The organism is Nonomuraea sp. PA05 (assembly GCF_008086045.1).
In the GTDB taxonomy this organism is placed as follows: Bacteria; Actinomycetota; Actinomycetes; order Streptosporangiales; family Streptosporangiaceae; genus Nonomuraea; species Nonomuraea monospora.
In genome coordinates this window covers 38074-54921 of the sequence record NZ_VSEY01000018.1, presented here as the reverse complement: position 1 = coordinate 54921, position 16848 = coordinate 38074, and the positions used below count along the sequence as shown (strand labels likewise).

Annotated in this window: 17 protein-coding genes; 4 read left to right on the top strand and 13 right to left on the bottom strand. The window is 72.6% G+C overall.

The window, feature by feature from the left end; translation table 11 throughout:
- Window positions 1-131: 131 nt before the first annotated feature.
- From FXF51_RS27260 to FXF51_RS27235, 6 genes are read right to left on the bottom strand one after another with little or no spacing between them, the layout of a single operon-like run.
- The gene (locus FXF51_RS27260; protein ID WP_148437520.1) at window positions 132-1187 is read right to left on the bottom strand and encodes a LacI family DNA-binding transcriptional regulator; all 1056 of its coding nucleotides are present in this window, start codon (window positions 1185-1187) and stop codon (window positions 132-134) included.
- A 35-nt stretch (window positions 1188-1222) separates the two neighbouring features.
- Complete coding sequence (locus tag FXF51_RS27255; RefSeq protein ID WP_148437519.1) at window positions 1223-2743, bottom strand: acyl-CoA synthetase; 1521 nt, start codon at window positions 2741-2743, stop codon at window positions 1223-1225.
- An 11-nt stretch (window positions 2744-2754) separates the two neighbouring features.
- Window positions 2755-4071 carry an MFS transporter gene (locus FXF51_RS27250; protein WP_148437518.1) on the bottom strand — a complete coding sequence of 439 codons (1317 nt, stop codon included), beginning with the start codon at window positions 4069-4071 and terminating at the stop codon, window positions 2755-2757.
- Window positions 4072-4106: 35 nt separating this feature from the next.
- On the bottom strand, window positions 4107-4565 hold the full coding sequence (locus FXF51_RS27245) for a MaoC family dehydratase (protein ID WP_148437517.1): 459 nt from the start codon (window positions 4563-4565) through the stop codon (window positions 4107-4109).
- Window positions 4562-5434, bottom strand: a complete 873-nt coding sequence (locus tag FXF51_RS27240; protein ID WP_148437516.1) for an amidohydrolase family protein — start codon at window positions 5432-5434, stop codon at window positions 4562-4564. The genes FXF51_RS27245 and FXF51_RS27240 overlap by 4 nt, the downstream gene beginning before the upstream one ends.
- A complete protein-coding gene (locus FXF51_RS27235) occupies window positions 5431-6315 on the bottom strand; it encodes an SDR family oxidoreductase (protein WP_316247643.1) in 885 nt (294 codons plus the stop codon). Before FXF51_RS27235 ends, FXF51_RS27240 begins: the two co-directional genes overlap by 4 nt.
- Before the next feature lie 112 nt (window positions 6316-6427).
- Here FXF51_RS27235 and FXF51_RS27230 point away from each other — a divergent pair, with 112 nt between their 5' ends.
- The 3 genes from FXF51_RS27230 (at window position 6428) to FXF51_RS27220 (ending at window position 8678) form a co-directional block, all read left to right on the top strand.
- Complete coding sequence (locus tag FXF51_RS27230; protein ID WP_262379868.1) at window positions 6428-7270, top strand: PaaX family transcriptional regulator C-terminal domain-containing protein; 843 nt, start codon at window positions 6428-6430, stop codon at window positions 7268-7270.
- Window positions 7271-7475: 205 nt separating this feature from the next.
- On the top strand, window positions 7476-7862 hold the full coding sequence (locus FXF51_RS27225; RefSeq protein WP_187414593.1) for a proteasome activator: 387 nt from the start codon (window positions 7476-7478) through the stop codon (window positions 7860-7862).
- A gap of 186 nt (window positions 7863-8048) precedes the next feature.
- Window positions 8049-8678 carry a class I SAM-dependent methyltransferase gene (locus FXF51_RS27220; protein WP_148437513.1) on the top strand — a complete coding sequence of 210 codons (630 nt, stop codon included), beginning with the start codon at window positions 8049-8051 and terminating at the stop codon, window positions 8676-8678.
- Window positions 8679-8696: 18 nt separating this feature from the next.
- Here the strand turns inward: FXF51_RS27220 and FXF51_RS27215 are convergent.
- The 3 genes from FXF51_RS27215 to FXF51_RS27205 all read right to left on the bottom strand — a co-directional run bounded on the left by FXF51_RS27215 (window position 8697) and on the right by FXF51_RS27205 (window position 11960).
- A protein-coding gene (locus FXF51_RS27215; protein WP_411268384.1) for an IS5 family transposase occupies window positions 8697-9598 on the bottom strand; the annotation gives its coding sequence in 2 pieces (ribosomal slippage) (window positions 8697-9248 and window positions 9251-9598; 900 coding nt in all).
- Between the two features lie 121 nt (window positions 9599-9719).
- Entirely contained in the window at window positions 9720-10892 is a 1173-nt protein-coding gene (locus tag FXF51_RS27210) for a serine hydrolase domain-containing protein (protein ID WP_148437512.1), read from the bottom strand.
- Between the two features lie 222 nt (window positions 10893-11114).
- Window positions 11115-11960 carry an SDR family NAD(P)-dependent oxidoreductase gene (locus FXF51_RS27205; protein WP_148437511.1) on the bottom strand — a complete coding sequence of 282 codons (846 nt, stop codon included), beginning with the start codon at window positions 11958-11960 and terminating at the stop codon, window positions 11115-11117.
- Between the two features lie 72 nt (window positions 11961-12032).
- Here FXF51_RS27205 and FXF51_RS27200 point away from each other — a divergent pair, with 72 nt between their 5' ends.
- Window positions 12033-13019, top strand: a complete 987-nt coding sequence (locus FXF51_RS27200; RefSeq protein ID WP_148437510.1) for a LysR family transcriptional regulator — start codon at window positions 12033-12035, stop codon at window positions 13017-13019.
- Here FXF51_RS27200 and FXF51_RS27195 read toward each other — a convergent pair.
- Genes FXF51_RS27195 through FXF51_RS27180 form a run of 4 tightly spaced genes read right to left on the bottom strand, consistent with a single transcriptional unit; the run spans window position 13006 to window position 16846 of the window.
- Window positions 13006-13587 carry a GTP-binding protein gene (locus FXF51_RS27195; RefSeq protein ID WP_148437509.1) on the bottom strand — a complete coding sequence of 194 codons (582 nt, stop codon included), beginning with the start codon at window positions 13585-13587 and terminating at the stop codon, window positions 13006-13008. The two genes, FXF51_RS27200 and FXF51_RS27195, sit on opposite strands and share 14 nt — an antisense overlap.
- A complete protein-coding gene (locus FXF51_RS27190; protein ID WP_222871489.1) occupies window positions 13568-13918 on the bottom strand; it encodes a DUF742 domain-containing protein in 351 nt (116 codons plus the stop codon). The genes FXF51_RS27195 and FXF51_RS27190 overlap by 20 nt, the downstream gene beginning before the upstream one ends.
- Window positions 13915-14340 carry a roadblock/LC7 domain-containing protein gene (locus FXF51_RS27185; RefSeq protein ID WP_148437507.1) on the bottom strand — a complete coding sequence of 142 codons (426 nt, stop codon included), beginning with the start codon at window positions 14338-14340 and terminating at the stop codon, window positions 13915-13917. The genes FXF51_RS27190 and FXF51_RS27185 overlap by 4 nt, the downstream gene beginning before the upstream one ends.
- A complete protein-coding gene (locus tag FXF51_RS27180) occupies window positions 14333-16846 on the bottom strand; it encodes a nitrate- and nitrite sensing domain-containing protein (RefSeq protein WP_148437506.1) in 2514 nt (837 codons plus the stop codon). The genes FXF51_RS27185 and FXF51_RS27180 overlap by 8 nt, the downstream gene beginning before the upstream one ends.
- Between the last annotated feature and the right edge of the window lie 2 nt (window positions 16847-16848).

Here is a 16848-nt window from a genome sequence, read left to right as displayed (position 1 = left end):
GAGCGGTCACATGCCGGGGAGGGAAGACCTCTTTGCGGGATCGTTACACGCCTGTTTCGGCGAGGTCCGTGCGCCGACGGGGCTTTCGGCGAGGTTCACGCGTCGGCGGGGCTTTCGGCGACGTCCGGGCGTTAGCGGGGCGGGGGCGCGGTGGACTCGCGCAGCACGAGGGCCGGCGGGGTGAGCGCGGGCTCGGGCTGCGCGCCGCCCGTCAGCTCCGCCACCGCCGCGTGGAAGCACGCCCGGCCCAGCCCCGCGAAGTCCATCCGCACCGTGGTCAGCGCGGGCGTCCAGTACGCCGACCCAGGGATGTCGTCGAAGCCGACGATGCTCACGTCCCCCGGCACGTCCTTGCCCGCGTCGTACAGCGCCCTGCGCACCCCCTGCGCGATGTCGTCGTTGCCGCACAGGATGGCGGTGACGTCCGGCGCGGAGGCGAGCCGCTGCCCGGCCGCGTACGCCGACCGGATGTCCCACCCGCACCCGATCAGCTCCGGGATCGCGGCCCCCGCCTCCCGCAGCGCGTCCCGCCACCCGGCCAGCCGCCCGCCCGGCACGGCGCCCTCGCCCTCGGAGGGGATGGCGACGTGGTGCACGGTGCGGTGGCCGAGGCCGAGCAGGTGCCGGGTGGCGTCGGCGGCGGCGCGGCGCTCGTCGAGCGCGATGGCGACGCGGCCCCGGTCGGGCGCGGCGGGCTCCGCGGCTGCCACCGCCGGGACGTGCTCGGGCAGCGCCTCCAGCACCGCGACGCCGAGCGGGTCGAACGCGATCACCACCACCCCGCCCGCGCTGGCGTCGCCCACGTAGTCGACGGTCTGCTTCACCTCGGCGGGCTCGGCCGACTCCACGACCCTGATGCCCATGGCCATGCCCTCGGCCCTGGCCGCCTCCTCCAGCCCCTGCAGCGTGGCCGCGTAGCCGTACAGGACGGTGTTGGAGGTGACCACGGTGATGCCGCGGGCGCGGCCGAGGCTCAGGGCGCGCGCCGTGCGGCTGGGGCGGAAGCCCAGGCTCTCGATCGCCGCCAGCACCGCCGTGCGGGTCTCAGGACGCACCCGCGGCGACTCGTTGAGCACGCGCGAGACGGTCTGGTACGACACTCCCGCGGCGGCGGCGACGTCCCGGATGCTGGGTGCGGCCGCGCCGCGAGCGGCGGGGCGGGGCGCGCGTCGAGGAGTCGCAGTCACGATCACATCGTAGGGCGGCACGCGCAGGGACGAGGCTACCGGGCGGCCCGCGCGCGCAGCTCCGGCTTGCGGATCTTGCCTGAGCCGGTGCGCGGCAGCTCGTCCACCATCTCGAAGTAGCGGGGGATCTTGTACTTGGCCAGCCGCCCGAGCAGGAAGCCGCGCAGTGCCTCACCGCCGAGGTCGGCGCCCGCGCGCGGGATGACGAACGCGTGCCCGACCTCGCCCCAGGTCCCGTCCGGCACGCCGACCACCGCCGCCTCCGCCACGCCCGGATGCTCCGCCAGCACCCCCTCCACCTCGGCCGGGTACACGTTCTCGCCGCCGGAGATGAACATGTCCTTGGCCCGGTCCACGATGTGCAGGTGCCCGTCGGCGTCCCGGGTGGCGATGTCGCCGGAGCGGAACCAGCCGCCCTCCACGAAGGCCGCCCGGGTGGCCGCCGGGTTGTTCCAGTAGCCAGGGGTGACGTTCGGCCCCTGGATGAGGACCTCGCCAGGCTCACCGGGAGCGGTGTCGGTGAGGTCGGGGCGGACGACGCGCACGTTCGCGAAGAAGACCGGCACCCCGGCGGACCCGGCCTTGCGCAGGCTCTGGCTCGGCTCCAGGAACGTGGCCCCGGGCGAGGTCTCGGTGAGGCCGTACCCCTGGCAGAACACCAGCCCGCGCTCCTGGTAGGTGCGGATCAGCGCCGGCGGAACCGGCGCGCCGCCCGCCATCAGGGTGCGCACCGACGACAGGTCGGCGCCCGCCCAGCGGGGCGAGCGGGCGAGCGCGGCGAACATGGTGGTGACGCCGAACATCCAGGTGACGCGGTGCTCGGCGATGAGGTCGTAGCAGCGGTCCACGTCCCAGGACGGCATGATGACCGAGCGGCCGCCCTTGAGGAACGTGGGCAGCAGCGTCTGGTTCAGCGCGGCCACGTGGAAGAGCGGGGCGCTGACCAGGGTCACCTCGTCGCTGCGCAGGTCCGCGCCGACCAGCATGTTGTAGCTGTTCCAGACCAGGTTGCCGTGGGTGAGGACGGCGCCCTTGGGGCGTCCTGTGGTGCCGGAGGTGTAGAGGATCAGGGCCGGGTCGTCGAGGGTCACCGGCACGTCGATCGGGCCGTCCGGGCCGCTGGACCCTGCGAGCCAGTCCTCGTACGCGTGCTCGCCCGGCGCCGGGTCGGCGAGCGCCACGACGGTCGCGGGCGTGTCCTGGAGCGCCCGGACGACGGCGGCGCACTCGGGCGCGTACACGAGCGCGGTGGCCCCCGAGTCGGCCAGCATGTACGCGATCTCGGGCGCCGCCAGCCGGAAGTTCAGCGGGACGAACACGGCCCCCAGCACGTGCGCGGCGAACAGGGTCTCGGCGAAGGCGAGATGGTTGGGCCCCAGGTAGGCGACCCGGTCCCCGGCCGCCACCCCGGCGAGCCGCAGCCGGGCGGCCAGCCGGGTGGTGCGCTCGTGCACGCCGGCGTAGGTGAGGCCGCGCTCGCCGAAGACGAACGCCGGGTGGTCGGGGGTCATGAGGGCGCGGCGGGCGGGCCAGCCGCCCAGTCCGGCGTTGCGCATGAGAGTTGCTCCTAGCGGGGGACGCTGGGCTCGGCGGCTGCGGTGGCGGCCAGGTCGGTACGGCTCGTCTCCCGCAGCGCCACCGTGCAGACCACGGTCAGCAGGCAGAACCCGGCGATGACGGCGGAGATCAGCCCGGTGCCGCCGCCTCCTGAGGAGGCCTGGATCTGGGCGAACAGCAGCGGGCCCAGCCCCGCGCCGAGCCCGGCGATCTGGTAGCCGAGCGAGGCGCCGGTGTAGCGGCTGCGGGTGGCGAACAGTTCGGTGTAGAGGGCGGCGAGCGGCCCGTACGTCATCGGGTGGATGATCGACTGGCCGAGCACGAGGGCCAGCGTGAGCAGCGCGACGCTGCCGGAGCCGGCCAGCGGGAAGATCGCGAACGCGTACGCGGCGGCGGCGACCGCGCCGGCCAGCACGATGGGGCGGCGGCCGACCCGGTCCGACAGCGCGGACCAGCCGACGATGCCGAGGACCGCGAGCCCCGACGACAGGGTCAGCCCGTTGAGGACCTGCTGCCGGGCGAACCCGGCCTGCACCCCGTACGAGACGAGGAACGTGGTGAGGGTGCCCTGCAGCACGAACGGCGACAGCCCGACCCCGATGCTGAGCAGCAACGTCCTGGGGTGGTTGCGCAGCACGTCCAGGAGCGGCGCCGAGCGCGGCGACCCACCTGACGCCGTGTTCGCCGCCGCCGCGAAGACGGGTGTCTCCTCGACCCTGGCCCGCACGAACAGGCCGATCGCCAGCAGCACGACGCTCAGCAGGAACGGGATCCGCCACCCCCAGCTCAGGAACGCCTGCTCGTCCATCATCGCGGCGCTCCCGTTGAGCGCCGCCGTGGACAGCAGCATGCCGAACGGCGCCCCGGCGTTGGTGAAGCTGGCCCACAGGCCGCGGCGGCCCGTCGCGTGCTCGGCCGACATGAGCACCGCGCCGCCCCACTCGCCGCCGACCGCGATGCCCTGCGCCACGCGCAGCAGCACCAGCGCGATGGGGGCCAGGCTGCCGATCTGCTCGTACGTCGGCAGCACGCCGATGAGGGTGCTGGCCACGCCCATCAGCGTCATGGTCAGCACCAGCATGCGCTTGCGGCCGAGCCGGTCGCCGAAGTGGCCGAAGATGACGCCGCCGAGCGGCCGGGCCAGGTAGCCGGTGGCGAACGTGCCCAGGCTGGCGACGGTGGCGGCCAGCGGGCTCAAGGAGGAGAAGAAGACCTTGCCGAACACCAGGGCGGAGGCGGTGGCGTACAGGAGGAAGTCGTAGTACTCGATGACGCTGCCGAGGAAGCTGGAGGCCACGGCGCGGCGCAACTGGGCAGGGTTGGACATGCGTGATCCCGTTCGTGGGGGGCGGGGAAGGGGAGTCAGGCGTAGTGGCGGTAGATGGCGCGGGCGACGCAGGCGGGCTTGGGCTCGCCGTCGATCTCGACGGTGAAGTCCATGTGCGTCTGGACGCCGTCGCCGGGGACGTCCTCGACCTCGGCGACCCGGCCGGCCAGCCGGATTCTGGCGCCGACCTTGACGGGGGCGGGGAAGCGCACCTTGTCCAGGCCGTAGTTGATGCCCATCTTGACGCCCCGGATCTCCAGCAGCTCGTTGAAGAGCGGGATGACCAGGGCGAGCGTGAGGTAGCCGTGCGCGATCGGGCCGCCGAAGGGGCCGTCCTTGGCGCGAACCGCGTCCACGTGGATCCACTGGTGGTCGTCGGTGGCGTCGGCGAAGGTGTTCACCCGCTCCTGGCCGATCTCCAGCCAGCCGGTGTGGCCGAGGTCCTGGCCGGCCAGGGCCTTGATCTCGGCCAGGCCGTTCGCGGTGATGGTCATGTGGCACTCTCCTTGAGTCCGAGCAGGCGGGCGGCGTTGTCCTTGAGGATCTTGGGGCGGACCTCGGGCTTGATGTCGAGGGCGGCGAAGTCCTTGAGCCAGCGGTCCGGCGTGATCACCGGGTAGTCGGAGCCGAACAGCACCTTGTCCTTGAGCAGGGTGTTGGCGTAGCGGACGAGCTGGGGCGGGAAGTACTTCGGCGACCAGCCGGACAGGTCGATGTAGACCGACGGCTTGTGGGTGGCGACGGCCAGGGCCTCGTCCTGCCAGGGGAACGACGGATGGGCCAGGATGATCTTCAGGTGCGGGAAGTCCACGGCGACGTCGTCCACCAGCATCGGGTTGGAGTGCCGCAGCCGCACCCCTGCCCCGCCCGGCACGCCCGCGCCGATGCCGGTCTGCCCGGTGTGGAACAGCGCGATCGCGCCCAGCTCCTCGATCACCTCGTACAGCGGGTAGGCGAGCCGGTCGTTCGGGTCGAAGCCCTGGATGCTGGGGTGGAACTTGAAGCCCTTGACGCCGTGCTCGGTGACCAGGCGGCGCGCCTCGCGGGCGCCCGCCCGGCCCTTGTGCGGATCGACGCTGGCGAACGGGATCAGCACGTCGGCGTGCGCGGCGCAGCTCTCGGCGATCTCCTCGTTGGCGATGCGCGGATGGCCGGTGGCGTGCTCGGCGTCCACGGTGAACACCACCGCCGCCATCCTCCGCTCGCGGTAGTAGGCGGCCATCTGGTCGATCGTGGGGCGCTCGTGCGCGCCGAAGTACTCCGCCGACGCGCCGAACAGCTCGGGGCTCAGGGACGTGTGCCCGTCCCTGGAGACCTCGGCGTGGGTGTGCACGTCGATCGCGGTCAGCTCGTCGAGGTTCATGGCGCGGGCACCTCGGGCGCGGGGATGCCGTAGGTCTCGGGCTCGAACTCGCCCCACGCTCCGGCGATCGCGTCGGCGCTCCAGCCGCCGTCGGCGTAGGCGACCGCCTTCTCGGCCGGGTGCGACCAGAGAGCGAGCTTGTCGCCGCCGACACCGATGGCCTGCCCGGTCACCTCCCCGGATGCTCCGGAGGCGAGGTAGACGATCAGCCCGGCCACGTCCTCGACCGTGCCCATGCCCTCGTCCCTGCGCAGCCAGGCGGGCAGCGGGGCGCCGGTGCGCTCGGCCTCCTCCAGCACCGGCGCGAACGCGGGGATGGTCTTGGTCATCTCGGTGGCGGCCACCGGCACCACCGCGTTCACCGTGATGCCCGCCCTGGCCAGCTCCATCGCCCAGGTGCGGGCCATCGCCACGATGCCGGCCTTGGCGGCGGCGTAGTTGGTCTGGCCGAAGTTGCCGCGCTGCCCGGCGGGGGAGGAGATGAGGATCAGCCTGCCGCCCTCGCCCTGCTCGCGCATCCGTACGGCGGCGGCTCTGGCGCAGCTGAACGTGCCGCGCAGGTGCACGTCGATGACCGTGTCGAAGTCGTCGTCGGTCATCTTCCACAACACCCGGTCGCGCAGCACGCCGGCGTTGGTCACCATGACGTCCAGCCGGCCGAACTCCGCCACCGCCGTGGCCACCAGGCGTTCGGCCACCTCCGTGCCGCCGACCGCGCCCGGCGCGGCGACGGCCCGGCCGCCCGCCTTCCTGATCGTCCCGGCCGCCTCCTCGGCTGTCGCGGCGTCCACGTCGTTGACCACCACGGCCGCACCCGCTGCTGCCAGCGCCTCGGCGTAGGCGCGGCCGAGACCGCGACCGGCACCCGTGACCACAGCCACTTTTCCTGACAAATCCATACACGTCACCTCGTGTCGCGCTTCGAACGTGGGGCAAACTTGCGACTTGCGTCAAAGTTTTGCCCAATAAGTCGAATCCGTCTACCCTCGGCTTGTGACTTTCCGCGAGGGAGACGACCTGCCTCACGCCCCGTCCACGCGCCCACAGTCGCTGATGTTCAGCTTCCTCGGCGTCTACGCGCTGGGCCGCGACGTCGCCGTGTACTCCGGCAGCGTCATCGACGTGTTCGCCCGGCTCGGCGTGACCGAGGAGGCCGTGCGCTCCACGCTCACCCGCATGGCCAAACGCGGGCTGCTGGCCCGGCACCGTTCGGGGCGCAAGACCTACTTCGGGCTCACCCCGCACGCCACGGCCGTCCTGGAGGACGGGCGGCGGCGCATGTGGGAGACCGGCGCCGTCAACCGCGACTGGGACGGCGCCTGGACCATGGTCGGCTTCTCCCTGCCAGACGACCGCCGCGCCACCCGCCACGATCTGCGCTCCCAGCTCATCTGGGCGGGATTCGGGCTGCTGCAGAGCGGGATGTGGATCGCTCCCGGTGTCAAGGACGTCCGCGCCATCGTCGCCGGCCTCGGGCTGCACGACCACGTCACCGTCCTCACCGCCCGCGCCGCCGAGCCGACCGAGTCGGCCGACCTCGTCCGCAAGGCCTTCGACACCGGGCAGATCGCCGCCCGCTACCGCGCCTTCCTCGACCGCTGGGACACCCCGGACCCCCAGGCCGCCCTCCCCGACGACCTGGCGCGCCAGCTTCTGCTGCACACCGACTGGCTGCAACTCGTCCGCCAGGACCCGCACCTGCCCGCCGAACACCTGCCGCCCGACTGGCCCGCCATCCGGGCCGAGCAGGTCACCCGTGCCCTCGCCGGCGCCTACGAACAGCCCGCCCGCGACCTGGCCGCCAAGGTCCTGGACGAGCTGCCGCTGCCGCCTTGATCGCGTGGCGGGGGCGTGAGCAGCGCGAATGCGGGCAGGAGGGCGTCATGACCGCGCTTTCGAGCGATCCGCGACCGCTTAGGACGTCGAGATGACACCAGCACCCGGACCGCACCAGCCGGACGTACCTCCGGGCCCCGGCCCGCGCCCATCCACCGGCCCGCCCTCACCCGACGGCCCCGCCGGTCCGTCGGCGGAATCGGCCGTGGAGGCCGAGATCGGGCGGGTCAAGGAACCCGCACGGCTGCTGCGCGTCAGCACCATGGCCCGGTCGCTGCTCGACGAGGCGCGCGGCATGACGCTGGACGAGCACGCCCGCGACCAGTTGCAGCACATCCACGCCAGGGTCGTCGAGGAGATCGGCGACTCCGTGGCTCCTGAGCTGCGGGAGGAGCTGGAGCGGCTGCTGCCGTCCGCCTCCTCCGGGACCCTCACCCAGTCCGAGATCCGGATCGCGCAGAGCCAGCTCGTGGGGTGGCTGGAAGGCGTCTTCCAGGGCATCCGGGTCGGCCTCACCCTCCAGCAGTCCCGCCCGGACCTCCCCGGCGCCCGCCCACCGACCGGCGGCCCGGGCAGCGGCCCGTACCTCTGACCACCTGAGCGCGCGCCTGACAAGGCCGCCCGCCTGCTCGCCCGCGCGCCTGCGCCTGCCCGCCTTATTGCGTGACGTGTTAGGGCCTGTCCCGTGATCATGTGACGGGACGGTCGGTCTCAGGTGCGGGGGTCGGCACGGGCTCGGAGGAGCTGCGGACGTGCGCGGGTGCTAGCTTCCCTTCCCATGATGGAGCACCAGGACCAGACCAGGGCGGCCTACGAAGGGGTCGTCGAGCTGTATGCGTCGATGTTCGCTAATCGGTTGGAGACGCAGCCCTTCTCGCGGAACATGATCGGTACCTTCGCCGAGCTGGTACGCGAGACGGGGAATCTGCGGGCAGCCGACGTCGGGTGCGGGCCTGGACATCTGACGGCCATGCTGCACGACCTGGGGCTGGACGCTTTCGGGCTCGACCTCTCCCCGGGCATGGTCGACTACGCCCGGCGGGCCCATCCGGCGCTGCAGTTTGACGAGGCGCGGATGGAGGCCCTGCCGGTCGAGGACGGCGCGCTCGGCGGGGTGCTGGCCCACTACTCGATGATCCACACCCCTCCTGGGGAATTGCCCGCGCTGCTCGCCGAGCAGGTGCGTGTCCTGGCGCCAGGGGGCATGCTCCTGGTCTCGTTCTTCGCGACCGACGGATCGGAGCCGGTCCGCTTCGACCACAAGGTGACGCCCGCCTATAGCTGGCCGGTGGACCGGTTCGCCGAGTTGCTGGCCGGGGCCGGGCTCGTCCCGTTCGCCCGGCTGCTCCACGACCCTGCCTCCGAACGGGGCTTCCTCGACGCCCACCTGCTGGCCCGCCTCCCCTAGCGAGACAGTAGCCCGTGATCATGTGACGGGATGGCGGAGCCAGATGCGGATCGAAGCGACGTCGATGGTGCCCTGGTAGATGCGTTCTCGCTTGTCGTAGCGGGTAGCGACGGCACGGTGCTGACGCAGCTTGTTGACGCAGCGCTCGACGGTGTTGCGTTCCTTGTAGGCATCGCGGTCGAAGACCGGTGGCCGGCCGCCTTTGGAGCCGCGGTTGACGCGGTGGGCGGCCTGGTCCTTCTTGACCGGAATGACGGCCTTAATGCCGCGTCGCCGCAGGTAGCGCCGGTTGGCGCGGGAGGAATAGGCCTTGTCGGCCAGGGCACGGGCTGGCCTCTTGCGAGGGCGGCCCACGCCGCGGCGGCGGATGCGGATGGACTCCATCAGCGCGAGGAACTTCGGGCAGTCGGCGTGCTGGCCAGGCGAGGTGAGCCGGGCGATCGGACGGCACCGCCGGTCGGCGACCAGATGGATCTTCGTGGTCAGGCCGCCCCGGGACCGTCCGAGCGCTTCCCGACCGCTTTTCGTCACCCGCTCGTGATCTTTACCGGCCCCTTTTGAGTGATGTCGACGGCCGGGGCTCGACGCGCCCCGGCCGCATGTTGGTGCGCCCGCACGATCGTGGAATCGGCGCTGACCGTCCAGTCCTGGCCCTCTGCTTCGTCGCACCCGGCGCGCAGCCCGTCCAGGATCTGTTCCCACGTCCCGTCCAGTGACCAGCGGCGATGCCGGTTGTGCACCGTCTTCCACTTGCCGTAACACGGCGGCAGGTCCCGCCAGGCGCAGCTCGCTCGGGTCCGGAAGAACACCCCGTTAATCACCGTCCGGTGATCGCTCCACCTGGCACCATGCACGTTTTGCGCCGGCAACAGCGGCGCCAGCCGCGCCCACTCCTCATCCGTCAGATCATGACGCTTCAGCCGTTCATCATCCACACGGATGATCTACACCAAACCGCCAACAAAGATCGCGGGACACGCCCTAGTCATGACGCGAGGCCGCACCGCCTTGAACACGCGCCGTGTGCCGCTGATCGTGCGCTCAGGCGCAGGCGGAGCGGTGGGTGGCCTCGACGAGGTGCCTGACCCGATCGTCCCCGCCCTCGATGAGCTCCGTCATCCTGTTGGGCACGTACGCGAACCCCAGCTCATGATCCGGATCGGCATAGGCGAACACCCCGGTCACTCCCGGATGCCCGAACGCGGTGGGAGAACAGTCGCCCGGCCACATCGGCCCGCCAGGCAGCATGAACCCCCGCCCGTACGCCGTCCGGCACCGCAGCACCAGGTCCATCCCGCTGGCCTCCACGGTCCGCGCCCGGTCGGCCGTCTCGGGGCGCAGCAGGCGGATGCCGTCCACCTCGCCGACGAGCGCGGCGTACATGCGGGCCAGCCCTGAGGCGTTGCCCGCCCCGCAGCAGGACGGGATCTCGGCCTGCGGCACGCTGGCGGCGGCGAGGGGGTTGCCCGCCAGGGCGACGCTGCCGAAGGTGGAGCGGTGGAAGAGGGACGCGGGGTCGCAGATGGCCCGGTTGAGCCCGGCGAGCTCGGGGTTGGCGCGCCCCTGGAGAAGCTGCTCCGCGGTGGGCGGCACGAGGTCGGCGAGTCGCCGTTCCCTGGCGTCGGGCAGGCCGATGTGGAGGTCGAGGCCGAGCGGGCCGGCGATCTCGGCGGCGAAGTAGCGCTGCACCGGCATCCCCGTGACCCGCTTGATGACCTCGCCGACCAGCCAGCCCATGGTCAGGCAGTGGTAGCCGTGCGCCCGTCCCGGCTCCCACGCGGGCACGGCGGCGGCCAGGGCGTCGCTCACCGCCGTGCCTCCCTCGATGTCCAGCAGTGTCAGCGGCGGGTCGACGGTCACCACCCCCGACCGGTGACCGAGCACCCACCGCAGCGGGATGTCCGCCTTGCCGCCCGCCGCGAACTCCGGCCAGTACTCCGCGATCGGCGTGTCGAGGTGGAGCTGTCCGCGATCGACCAGCAGCATCGTGGCCGCCGCCACCAGTCCCTTGGTGGCGGAGGCGAGGAGCGTGATCGTGTCCTGCCGCCAGGCGGCGTCCTGGCCCGCCTGCCCGCCCCACAGGTCGACGACGGCCCGGCCGCGCTGGTAGACGGTCACCGAGGCGCCCTGCTCCCGGCCCTCGTGGAAGTTACGCGCGAACGCCTCCCGGACCGCGTCGAACTTGGGCTCGCACACCCCGTGGATCTCGATCAAGGCCCCTCCTCACGACCCTCCCTCGAAGGCTTGCTGCGGGCGTGGGGGGTCGCCGAAGGGGTTGGTGGTGGCTCGGGCCGCCGATGTGACGAGCTCCGACTACCCTGGCCACCCGGCGGCAAACGGCGCTGAGCTGCGCGGACGGCAGGCACCGGGTCTCACGCGCGGGGCTGCCGGAGCAGGACGCTGTTCACGCGCGGGGCCGCCGGAGCAGGGCCTTGCTCACCCGCGGGGCTTCCAGGGCAGGACCTTGCCGAACCGGACGAGCTGGCCGTACCGGTCCGGATCCGCCGGGCCGAGCGCCAGGTCCAGGAGGGGGACGGCGGCGTCGGCGGGGGAGGCGGCGCCGGAGACGTCCCACCACAGGCCGGAGGTCGGCGTGTTGATCATGCCAGGGCAGGCGGCGGCGAGCAGGATGCCGCGCCGGGCGTCCTCGGCGCGGCGCTCGCCGGCGAGCGCGCGCACGGCCGCCACCTGGGCGATCTTGGACGGGATGTTGATGAAGCCCGGCCAGGCACCGGCGGCGGCGCTGCCGTCCATGACCGCGTCGCGCCAGGCCGCGACCTGCTTGTCCACCTCGTCGAGCGAGGTCAGCCCGTCGAAGCGGTCGTGCAGCACCGGCGCCAGGTGGTGCAGCGTCCCGAGCGAGCTGGCCACCACCACGAACCGCCCGCCGTCCCGCAGCAGCGGCGTGAAGGCCCGCATCAGCCTGGTGGTGCCGAAGTTGTTCACCTGGGTGTACTCGTCCAGCACGGCACGCGGGTCGTCATCGGGGCCCACCCGCATCACGGCGTTGCCGAACACGAGGTCCACTCCGCCGTGCCGCTCCTTGATCGCCTCGGCCAGGCGGGCGGCGGCGCCGGGGTCGGCGACGTCGAGGAGCTCGCCGCGTACGCGGGCGCCCGTCCGGGGCATGCTCGCCGTCGCCTCGGCCACGCGCCCGGCGTCGCGGCCGGTCAGGTAGACGGTGTCGGCGGCGTCCAGCCGCCTGGCCAGGCCTTCCACCAGCGCGAGGCCCAATCCTTGAGTCGCGCCCGTCACGAGGGCGACGCGAGGTGCGTTCGTCATGGCAGCCAGGCTAGGAACGCGGACGGGTATGCGTCCAACGAGAATCTGTCATCTATGGTATGCGTGAATGTCATGGCCTTCACCGACGCCTCCCTCACCGCGCTGCGGGTCTTCCGCGAGGTGGCCGAGCGCGGCACGCTCACCGCCGCCGCCACCGCGCTCGGCTACACCCAGTCGGCCGTCTCCCGCCAGATCGCCTCGCTCGAACGGGCGGCGGGGGCGTCCCTGCTGGAGCGGCGGCACGACGGCGTCCGCCTCACCGCGGCGGGGCGGATCGTGCTGCGCCGCGCCGCCGCCGTCGTCGATCAGGTGGACGCGGGGGCGCGCGAGCTGGCCGGGCTGCCCGGTGAGCCGGGGATGGTGCGCCTCGGCTGGTTCGCCAGCGCGGGCGCCGATCTGGTGCCCCGGGCGCTGGCCGCGCTGCGCGCCACGCACCCCGCCATCACGGTCAACTCCCGGGAGGGGCGCACGCCGGTGCTGGTCCGGGCGTTGCGGGCGGGCGCGCTCGATCTCGCGCTCATCGCCTCGGTCCCGCCGTTCCGGCCGCCCGACGCGGAGACGCCGGCGCTGGAGATCCAGACCCTCACAGAACGCGGGCTGTGCGTGGCCGTCCCGGCGGGCCATCCTCTCGCGCGCGGCACGGACATCGACGTCGCCGACCTGCACGGGCAGCGCTGGATCGCCGGTCCGGGTTCGGCCGCCGCCGGGGGAACGGGCGACAGCACGGGCATGGGCGCCTGGCCGGGGCTGGACGAGCGGCCGGAGATCGCGCACTCGGCTCGCGACTGGCTGGCCAAGCTCGCGCTCGTGGCCGCCGGCTGCGGGCTCACCACCGTGCCCGCCATGCTGGCGGCCGCCGTGCCGCCGGGCGTGCGCGTCCTGCCGGTACGCGGCGGGCCGCAGGAGCAGCGCCGCCTCCTGCTGGCCAGGATGCCGGGCCCGATGCCCGAGGCCGCCGCCTGCTTGGCACGGGCGCTGCGCGAAGCCGCCCTGACGCCACAGGAGAAGACGCGGGAAAGGCAGCCGGAAAAGCCCCGGAAGGACCTTACGCCCCCTTGACCGCGTACGTGACGAGCGTCGTGAGCACCTCCTTGACCGACGCGCGCCGCCGCACGTCGCACATCACGACCGGAATGTGATCACTCAGCCCGAGCGCCCGCCGCACCTTGCCCGGCTCGTACCGGCGGGCCCCGTCGAAGCAGTTCACCCCCACCACGAACGGGATCCCGCGCTGCTCGAAGTAGTCCACCGCCGGGAAGCAGTCCTGCAGCCGGCGCGTGTCGGCGAGCACGACGGCCCCGAGCGCGCCCAGGGCCAGCTCGTCCCACATGAACCAGAAGCGGTCCTGCCCCGGTGTCCCGAACAGGTACAGCCACAGCCCGTCGCGGATGGTGATGCGGCCGAAGTCCAGCGCCACGGTGGTGGTGGTCTTGGACTCCACGCCCGAGGTGTCGTCCACGCCGATGCCGCGGTCGCTCAGCAGTTCCTCGGTGTGCAGCGGCCTGATCTCGCTGATCGTGCCGACCATGGTCGTCTTGCCGACACCGAAGCCGCCCGCGATCAGGATCTTGATGGCCAGGGCCGAGGGAGCCCTGGTCGTGCCCGGCTCAGAGACTGCGTAGCCCATCCAGCACTTCCCTGTAGATGCGTTCGTCGATCGTCTGCGCGACGGGGCGCGGGCGCTCGATGTTGATCAGGCCGTCGCGCCGCAGATCGCCGAGGATCACGCGGGTGATGTTGATCGGCAGCCTGAGGTGCGCCGCGACGTCCGCCACCGGGGTGGGCCTGCGGCACAGCGAGAGCACGGCGCGATGCTCGGGGAGCAGGCCGGCGGGCGGGGGGAAGTCGCCGGCCGTGACGACGATGGCCACCAGGTCGAACGACTCACCCTGCGGACGCGCCCGGCCCCCGGTCAGTCCGTAGAGCCGGATCAGCGGCCCGGGATCCTCCCCTGTCACGGTCTCGCGCCGTTCCAGGCGGGTGCCGGTGCCGCTCCCCTCGGATGCGCGGACAGGTGCTCGCCGACCCGCTTGACCATCAGCGCCATCTCGTACGTGACCATGCCCAGCTCGGCGTCGGCCGTGGCCAGCACGGCCAGCCGTGCCCCCTGCCCGGCGGCGGTGACGAAGAGGAAGCCCTCCTCCAACTCGATGATCGTCTGCCGGACGCCGCCCATCCCGAAGTGCCGTCCCGCCCCCAGGGCGAGGCTGTGGCTGCCGGCGGAGATGGCGGACAGGTGCTCGGCGTCCTCCCGGGTCAGGCCGTGGGAGTTGCCCATGGAGAGCCCGTCGGCGGACAGCACGATGGCGTGCCGGATGCCGGGCACGCGCTGGATGAGGTCGTCGAGCAGCCAGCTCAGTTCGCTTCTGGGGTCAGGCATCGGGTTGGTCGTCCTTTCGATTCCACATGTCGGGCTCCTGCTTGGCCTGCTGGCGACCTTCCTGCCAGCCGCGTTGCATGGACGACATGAGCTGTGCGAGCTCTTCGGGCGAGCGTCCGCCGCCGCCGCGCCGCTCCGGCCGCGCGTCCACGCGCAACTGGGGGGCGAGGCTGGCCTGCGGGATCCGCATCGGCAGCCCGTCGAGATCCTCGTCCGCCTCCTGGGGCGGCACGGTGACGCTCCAGCCCGCGGGCGGGCCGGAGGTCTTGGGGGGAACGGCCGCGCGGGCGTGGTCGTCCCCGAACATGAGCGCTTCGAGGTCGGGGTGCTCGCTCCCGGGCGGGAACGTCGCCCCGGACAGCGGCGCCGGGTCGCTCTCCGGCAGGAACGGCTCGGGCACGGACAGGGGCCCGGACGGGGGCACGGACGGGGGCACGGACGGGGGCACAGACGGGGGCACGGACAGGGGCGCGGAGGCCGAGGGATCCGGCACGGGATCGGTCCTGTTCTGCGCGGGGTCGGGCTCGAACCAGGTGCCGCGTACGGGCCGGGTCGCACGTCCGTTCACGGAGTCGTGCCCGGCGCTCGACGTGGCGGCCGGTCCCGCGGTGAGGGCGAGTTGCTCGCTGTCGGCGAGCAGACTGGCGGGCAGCAGCACGATCGCGGTGGTCCCGTCGTACGGCGACCGCCGCATCACGATCTTGATCCCGTGCCGCGCCGCGAGCCGCGCCACCACGAACAGCCCGAGCCGGTCGCTGTCGGCCAGGTCGAACTCGGGCACGTCGGCCAGCCGGGCGTTCAGCTCGTGCAGGGTGGCGTCGTTCAGGCCGAGACCGCGGTCCTCGACCTCCAGCGCCATCCCGTTGGCCGCCGTCACGCCGCGCACCTGCACGGTGGTGTTGGGCGGGGAGAATACGGTGGCGTTCTCCACCAGCTCGGCGATCAGGTGGATCACGTCGGTGACCGCGGCGCCGACGAGCAGCGGTGAGTTCGGCATCGGCGCGACGGTCACGCGGGTGTAGTCCTCGACCTCCAGCACCGCCGCGCGGACCACGTCGAACAGCGGCACCGGGTCGCGCCAGCGGCGCGCGGGGGAGGAGCCGGACAGGATGATCAGGTTCTCGGCGTGCCGCCGCATGCGGGTGGTCAGGTGGTCGAGCTTGAACAGGTCCTCCAGGACCTCGGGCTCGTCCACCCGCCGCTCCATGGTGTCCAGCAGCGCGAGCTGGCGGTGCAGCAGCGCCTGGTTGCGCCGGGCCAGGTTGAGGAAGACCTGGCCGACGCCCTTGCGCAGGGCGGCCTGGCCGACGGCGGCCTCGACCGCGGTGCGGCGTACGGCGGAGAAGGCGTGCACGACGCGGTCCACCTCGGCGGTCTCGGCCCTGTCGAGGCCGGGGGCCTCGGTGGCCGGGTCCACGTCGTCGCCGCGGCGCAGCCGTTCGACCAGCCGGGGCAGCCGCTGCTCGGCCAGCTCCACCGCCGAGCCCTGCAGCCGCCGCAGCTCGGCGATGAGCGACTGGCCGAACCGGTACGACAGCCACACCGAAAGGATCACCATGGCCAGGCCGAGCAGCAGCACGATCCCGATCCGCCAGTACGCGCCGTTCTTCTGCGACTCGCCCGAGGCCGCGGCGCGGGCCAGCTCGATCTGGGTGTCGCGGTTGATCTGGGCGAGCACGGCCTCGGCGTCGTCGCGCCACTCGGTGACCGACACCGGGGGCGGACCGCCGGTGTCGTAGGAGAACAGCTCGTCCTCGACCGCCGTCACCCGCTTGTAGGGGGTGCTGGCCACGAGCTGCTCGTAGGCGGCGCGCAGCTCGGGGCTGGCGTCGCGTTCCGCGTTGGCCATGACGAGCCGGCGGGCGGTCATGGCGGAGACGAACGCCGCGCGGTCGGTGGGGGTCATGTTGCGTTGCACCAGCGTGGTGGTGAGCACGGCGTGCTCCCGCCACAGGTACTCGGCCGAGGTGCTGTAGGCCGTCATGCCGCGTACCGACTGGTAGACCGAGGCGTCGCTCATCGCGTCGCGGTCGGTGAACTGCTGGTTGGCCGAGGCGATCAGGTTGTTGTACGCCTCGACGATCGTCAGGGCGGGCGCCAGCACGCCGCCGTCGGCGGAGGCGCGCAGCGACTGCAGCCCGTCGAGGGCCTGCACCATCGTCTGCACCTGGGCCGGCGTCTCGTTGACCGCCGCCACGTCGAGCGTCGCGATGATCTCCCGCAGCCGCTTGACCTGCTCGTCGGTGGCCTTGCGCTGTTCGATCAGCGGCCGGTACGTCGCGGTGCCGCTCGGCGCCTCGGCCGAGAGCTGCCGCTCCTTCTGCAACTCCACGATGAGCTGGAGCACCGGTGCGCCGATGGACTGCCATCGGTTCTGGATCTGGGAGACGGTGGAGATCTCATCCACGCTGGAGTAGGCGATGAACCCCCAGAGGGCCACCATGGAGACCAGCGGAAGCAGGAGGATCCTGAGCAGCTTGGTGCGAAGAGGCGGGGGCGAGCTCATCC

What these genes read in the sequence shown, in the direction of transcription:
- FXF51_RS27240 (WP_148437516.1), bottom strand. Translation starts at nt 5,434, where the DNA reads ATGAACCTCGACGAGCTGACCGCGATCGACGTGCACACCCACGCCGAG.
- FXF51_RS27185 (WP_148437507.1), bottom strand. Translation starts at nt 14,340, where the DNA reads ATGCCTGACCCCAGAAGCGAACTGAGCTGGCTGCTCGACGACCTCATC.
- FXF51_RS27255 (WP_148437519.1), bottom strand. Translation starts at nt 2,743, where the DNA reads ATGCGCAACGCCGGACTGGGCGGCTGGCCCGCCCGCCGCGCCCTCATG.
- FXF51_RS27195 (WP_148437509.1), bottom strand. Translation starts at nt 13,587, where the DNA reads ATGGGCTACGCAGTCTCTGAGCCGGGCACGACCAGGGCTCCCTCGGCC.
- FXF51_RS27200 (WP_148437510.1), top strand. Translation starts at nt 12,033, where the DNA reads ATGGCCTTCACCGACGCCTCCCTCACCGCGCTGCGGGTCTTCCGCGAG.
- FXF51_RS27220 (WP_148437513.1), top strand. Translation starts at nt 8,049, where the DNA reads ATGATGGAGCACCAGGACCAGACCAGGGCGGCCTACGAAGGGGTCGTC.
- FXF51_RS27180 (WP_148437506.1), bottom strand. Translation starts at nt 16,846, where the DNA reads ATGAGCTCGCCCCCGCCTCTTCGCACCAAGCTGCTCAGGATCCTCCTG.
- FXF51_RS27250 (WP_148437518.1), bottom strand. Translation starts at nt 4,071, where the DNA reads ATGTCCAACCCTGCCCAGTTGCGCCGCGCCGTGGCCTCCAGCTTCCTC.
- FXF51_RS27205 (WP_148437511.1), bottom strand. Translation starts at nt 11,960, where the DNA reads ATGACGAACGCACCTCGCGTCGCCCTCGTGACGGGCGCGACTCAAGGA.
- FXF51_RS27245 (WP_148437517.1), bottom strand. Translation starts at nt 4,565, where the DNA reads ATGACCATCACCGCGAACGGCCTGGCCGAGATCAAGGCCCTGGCCGGC.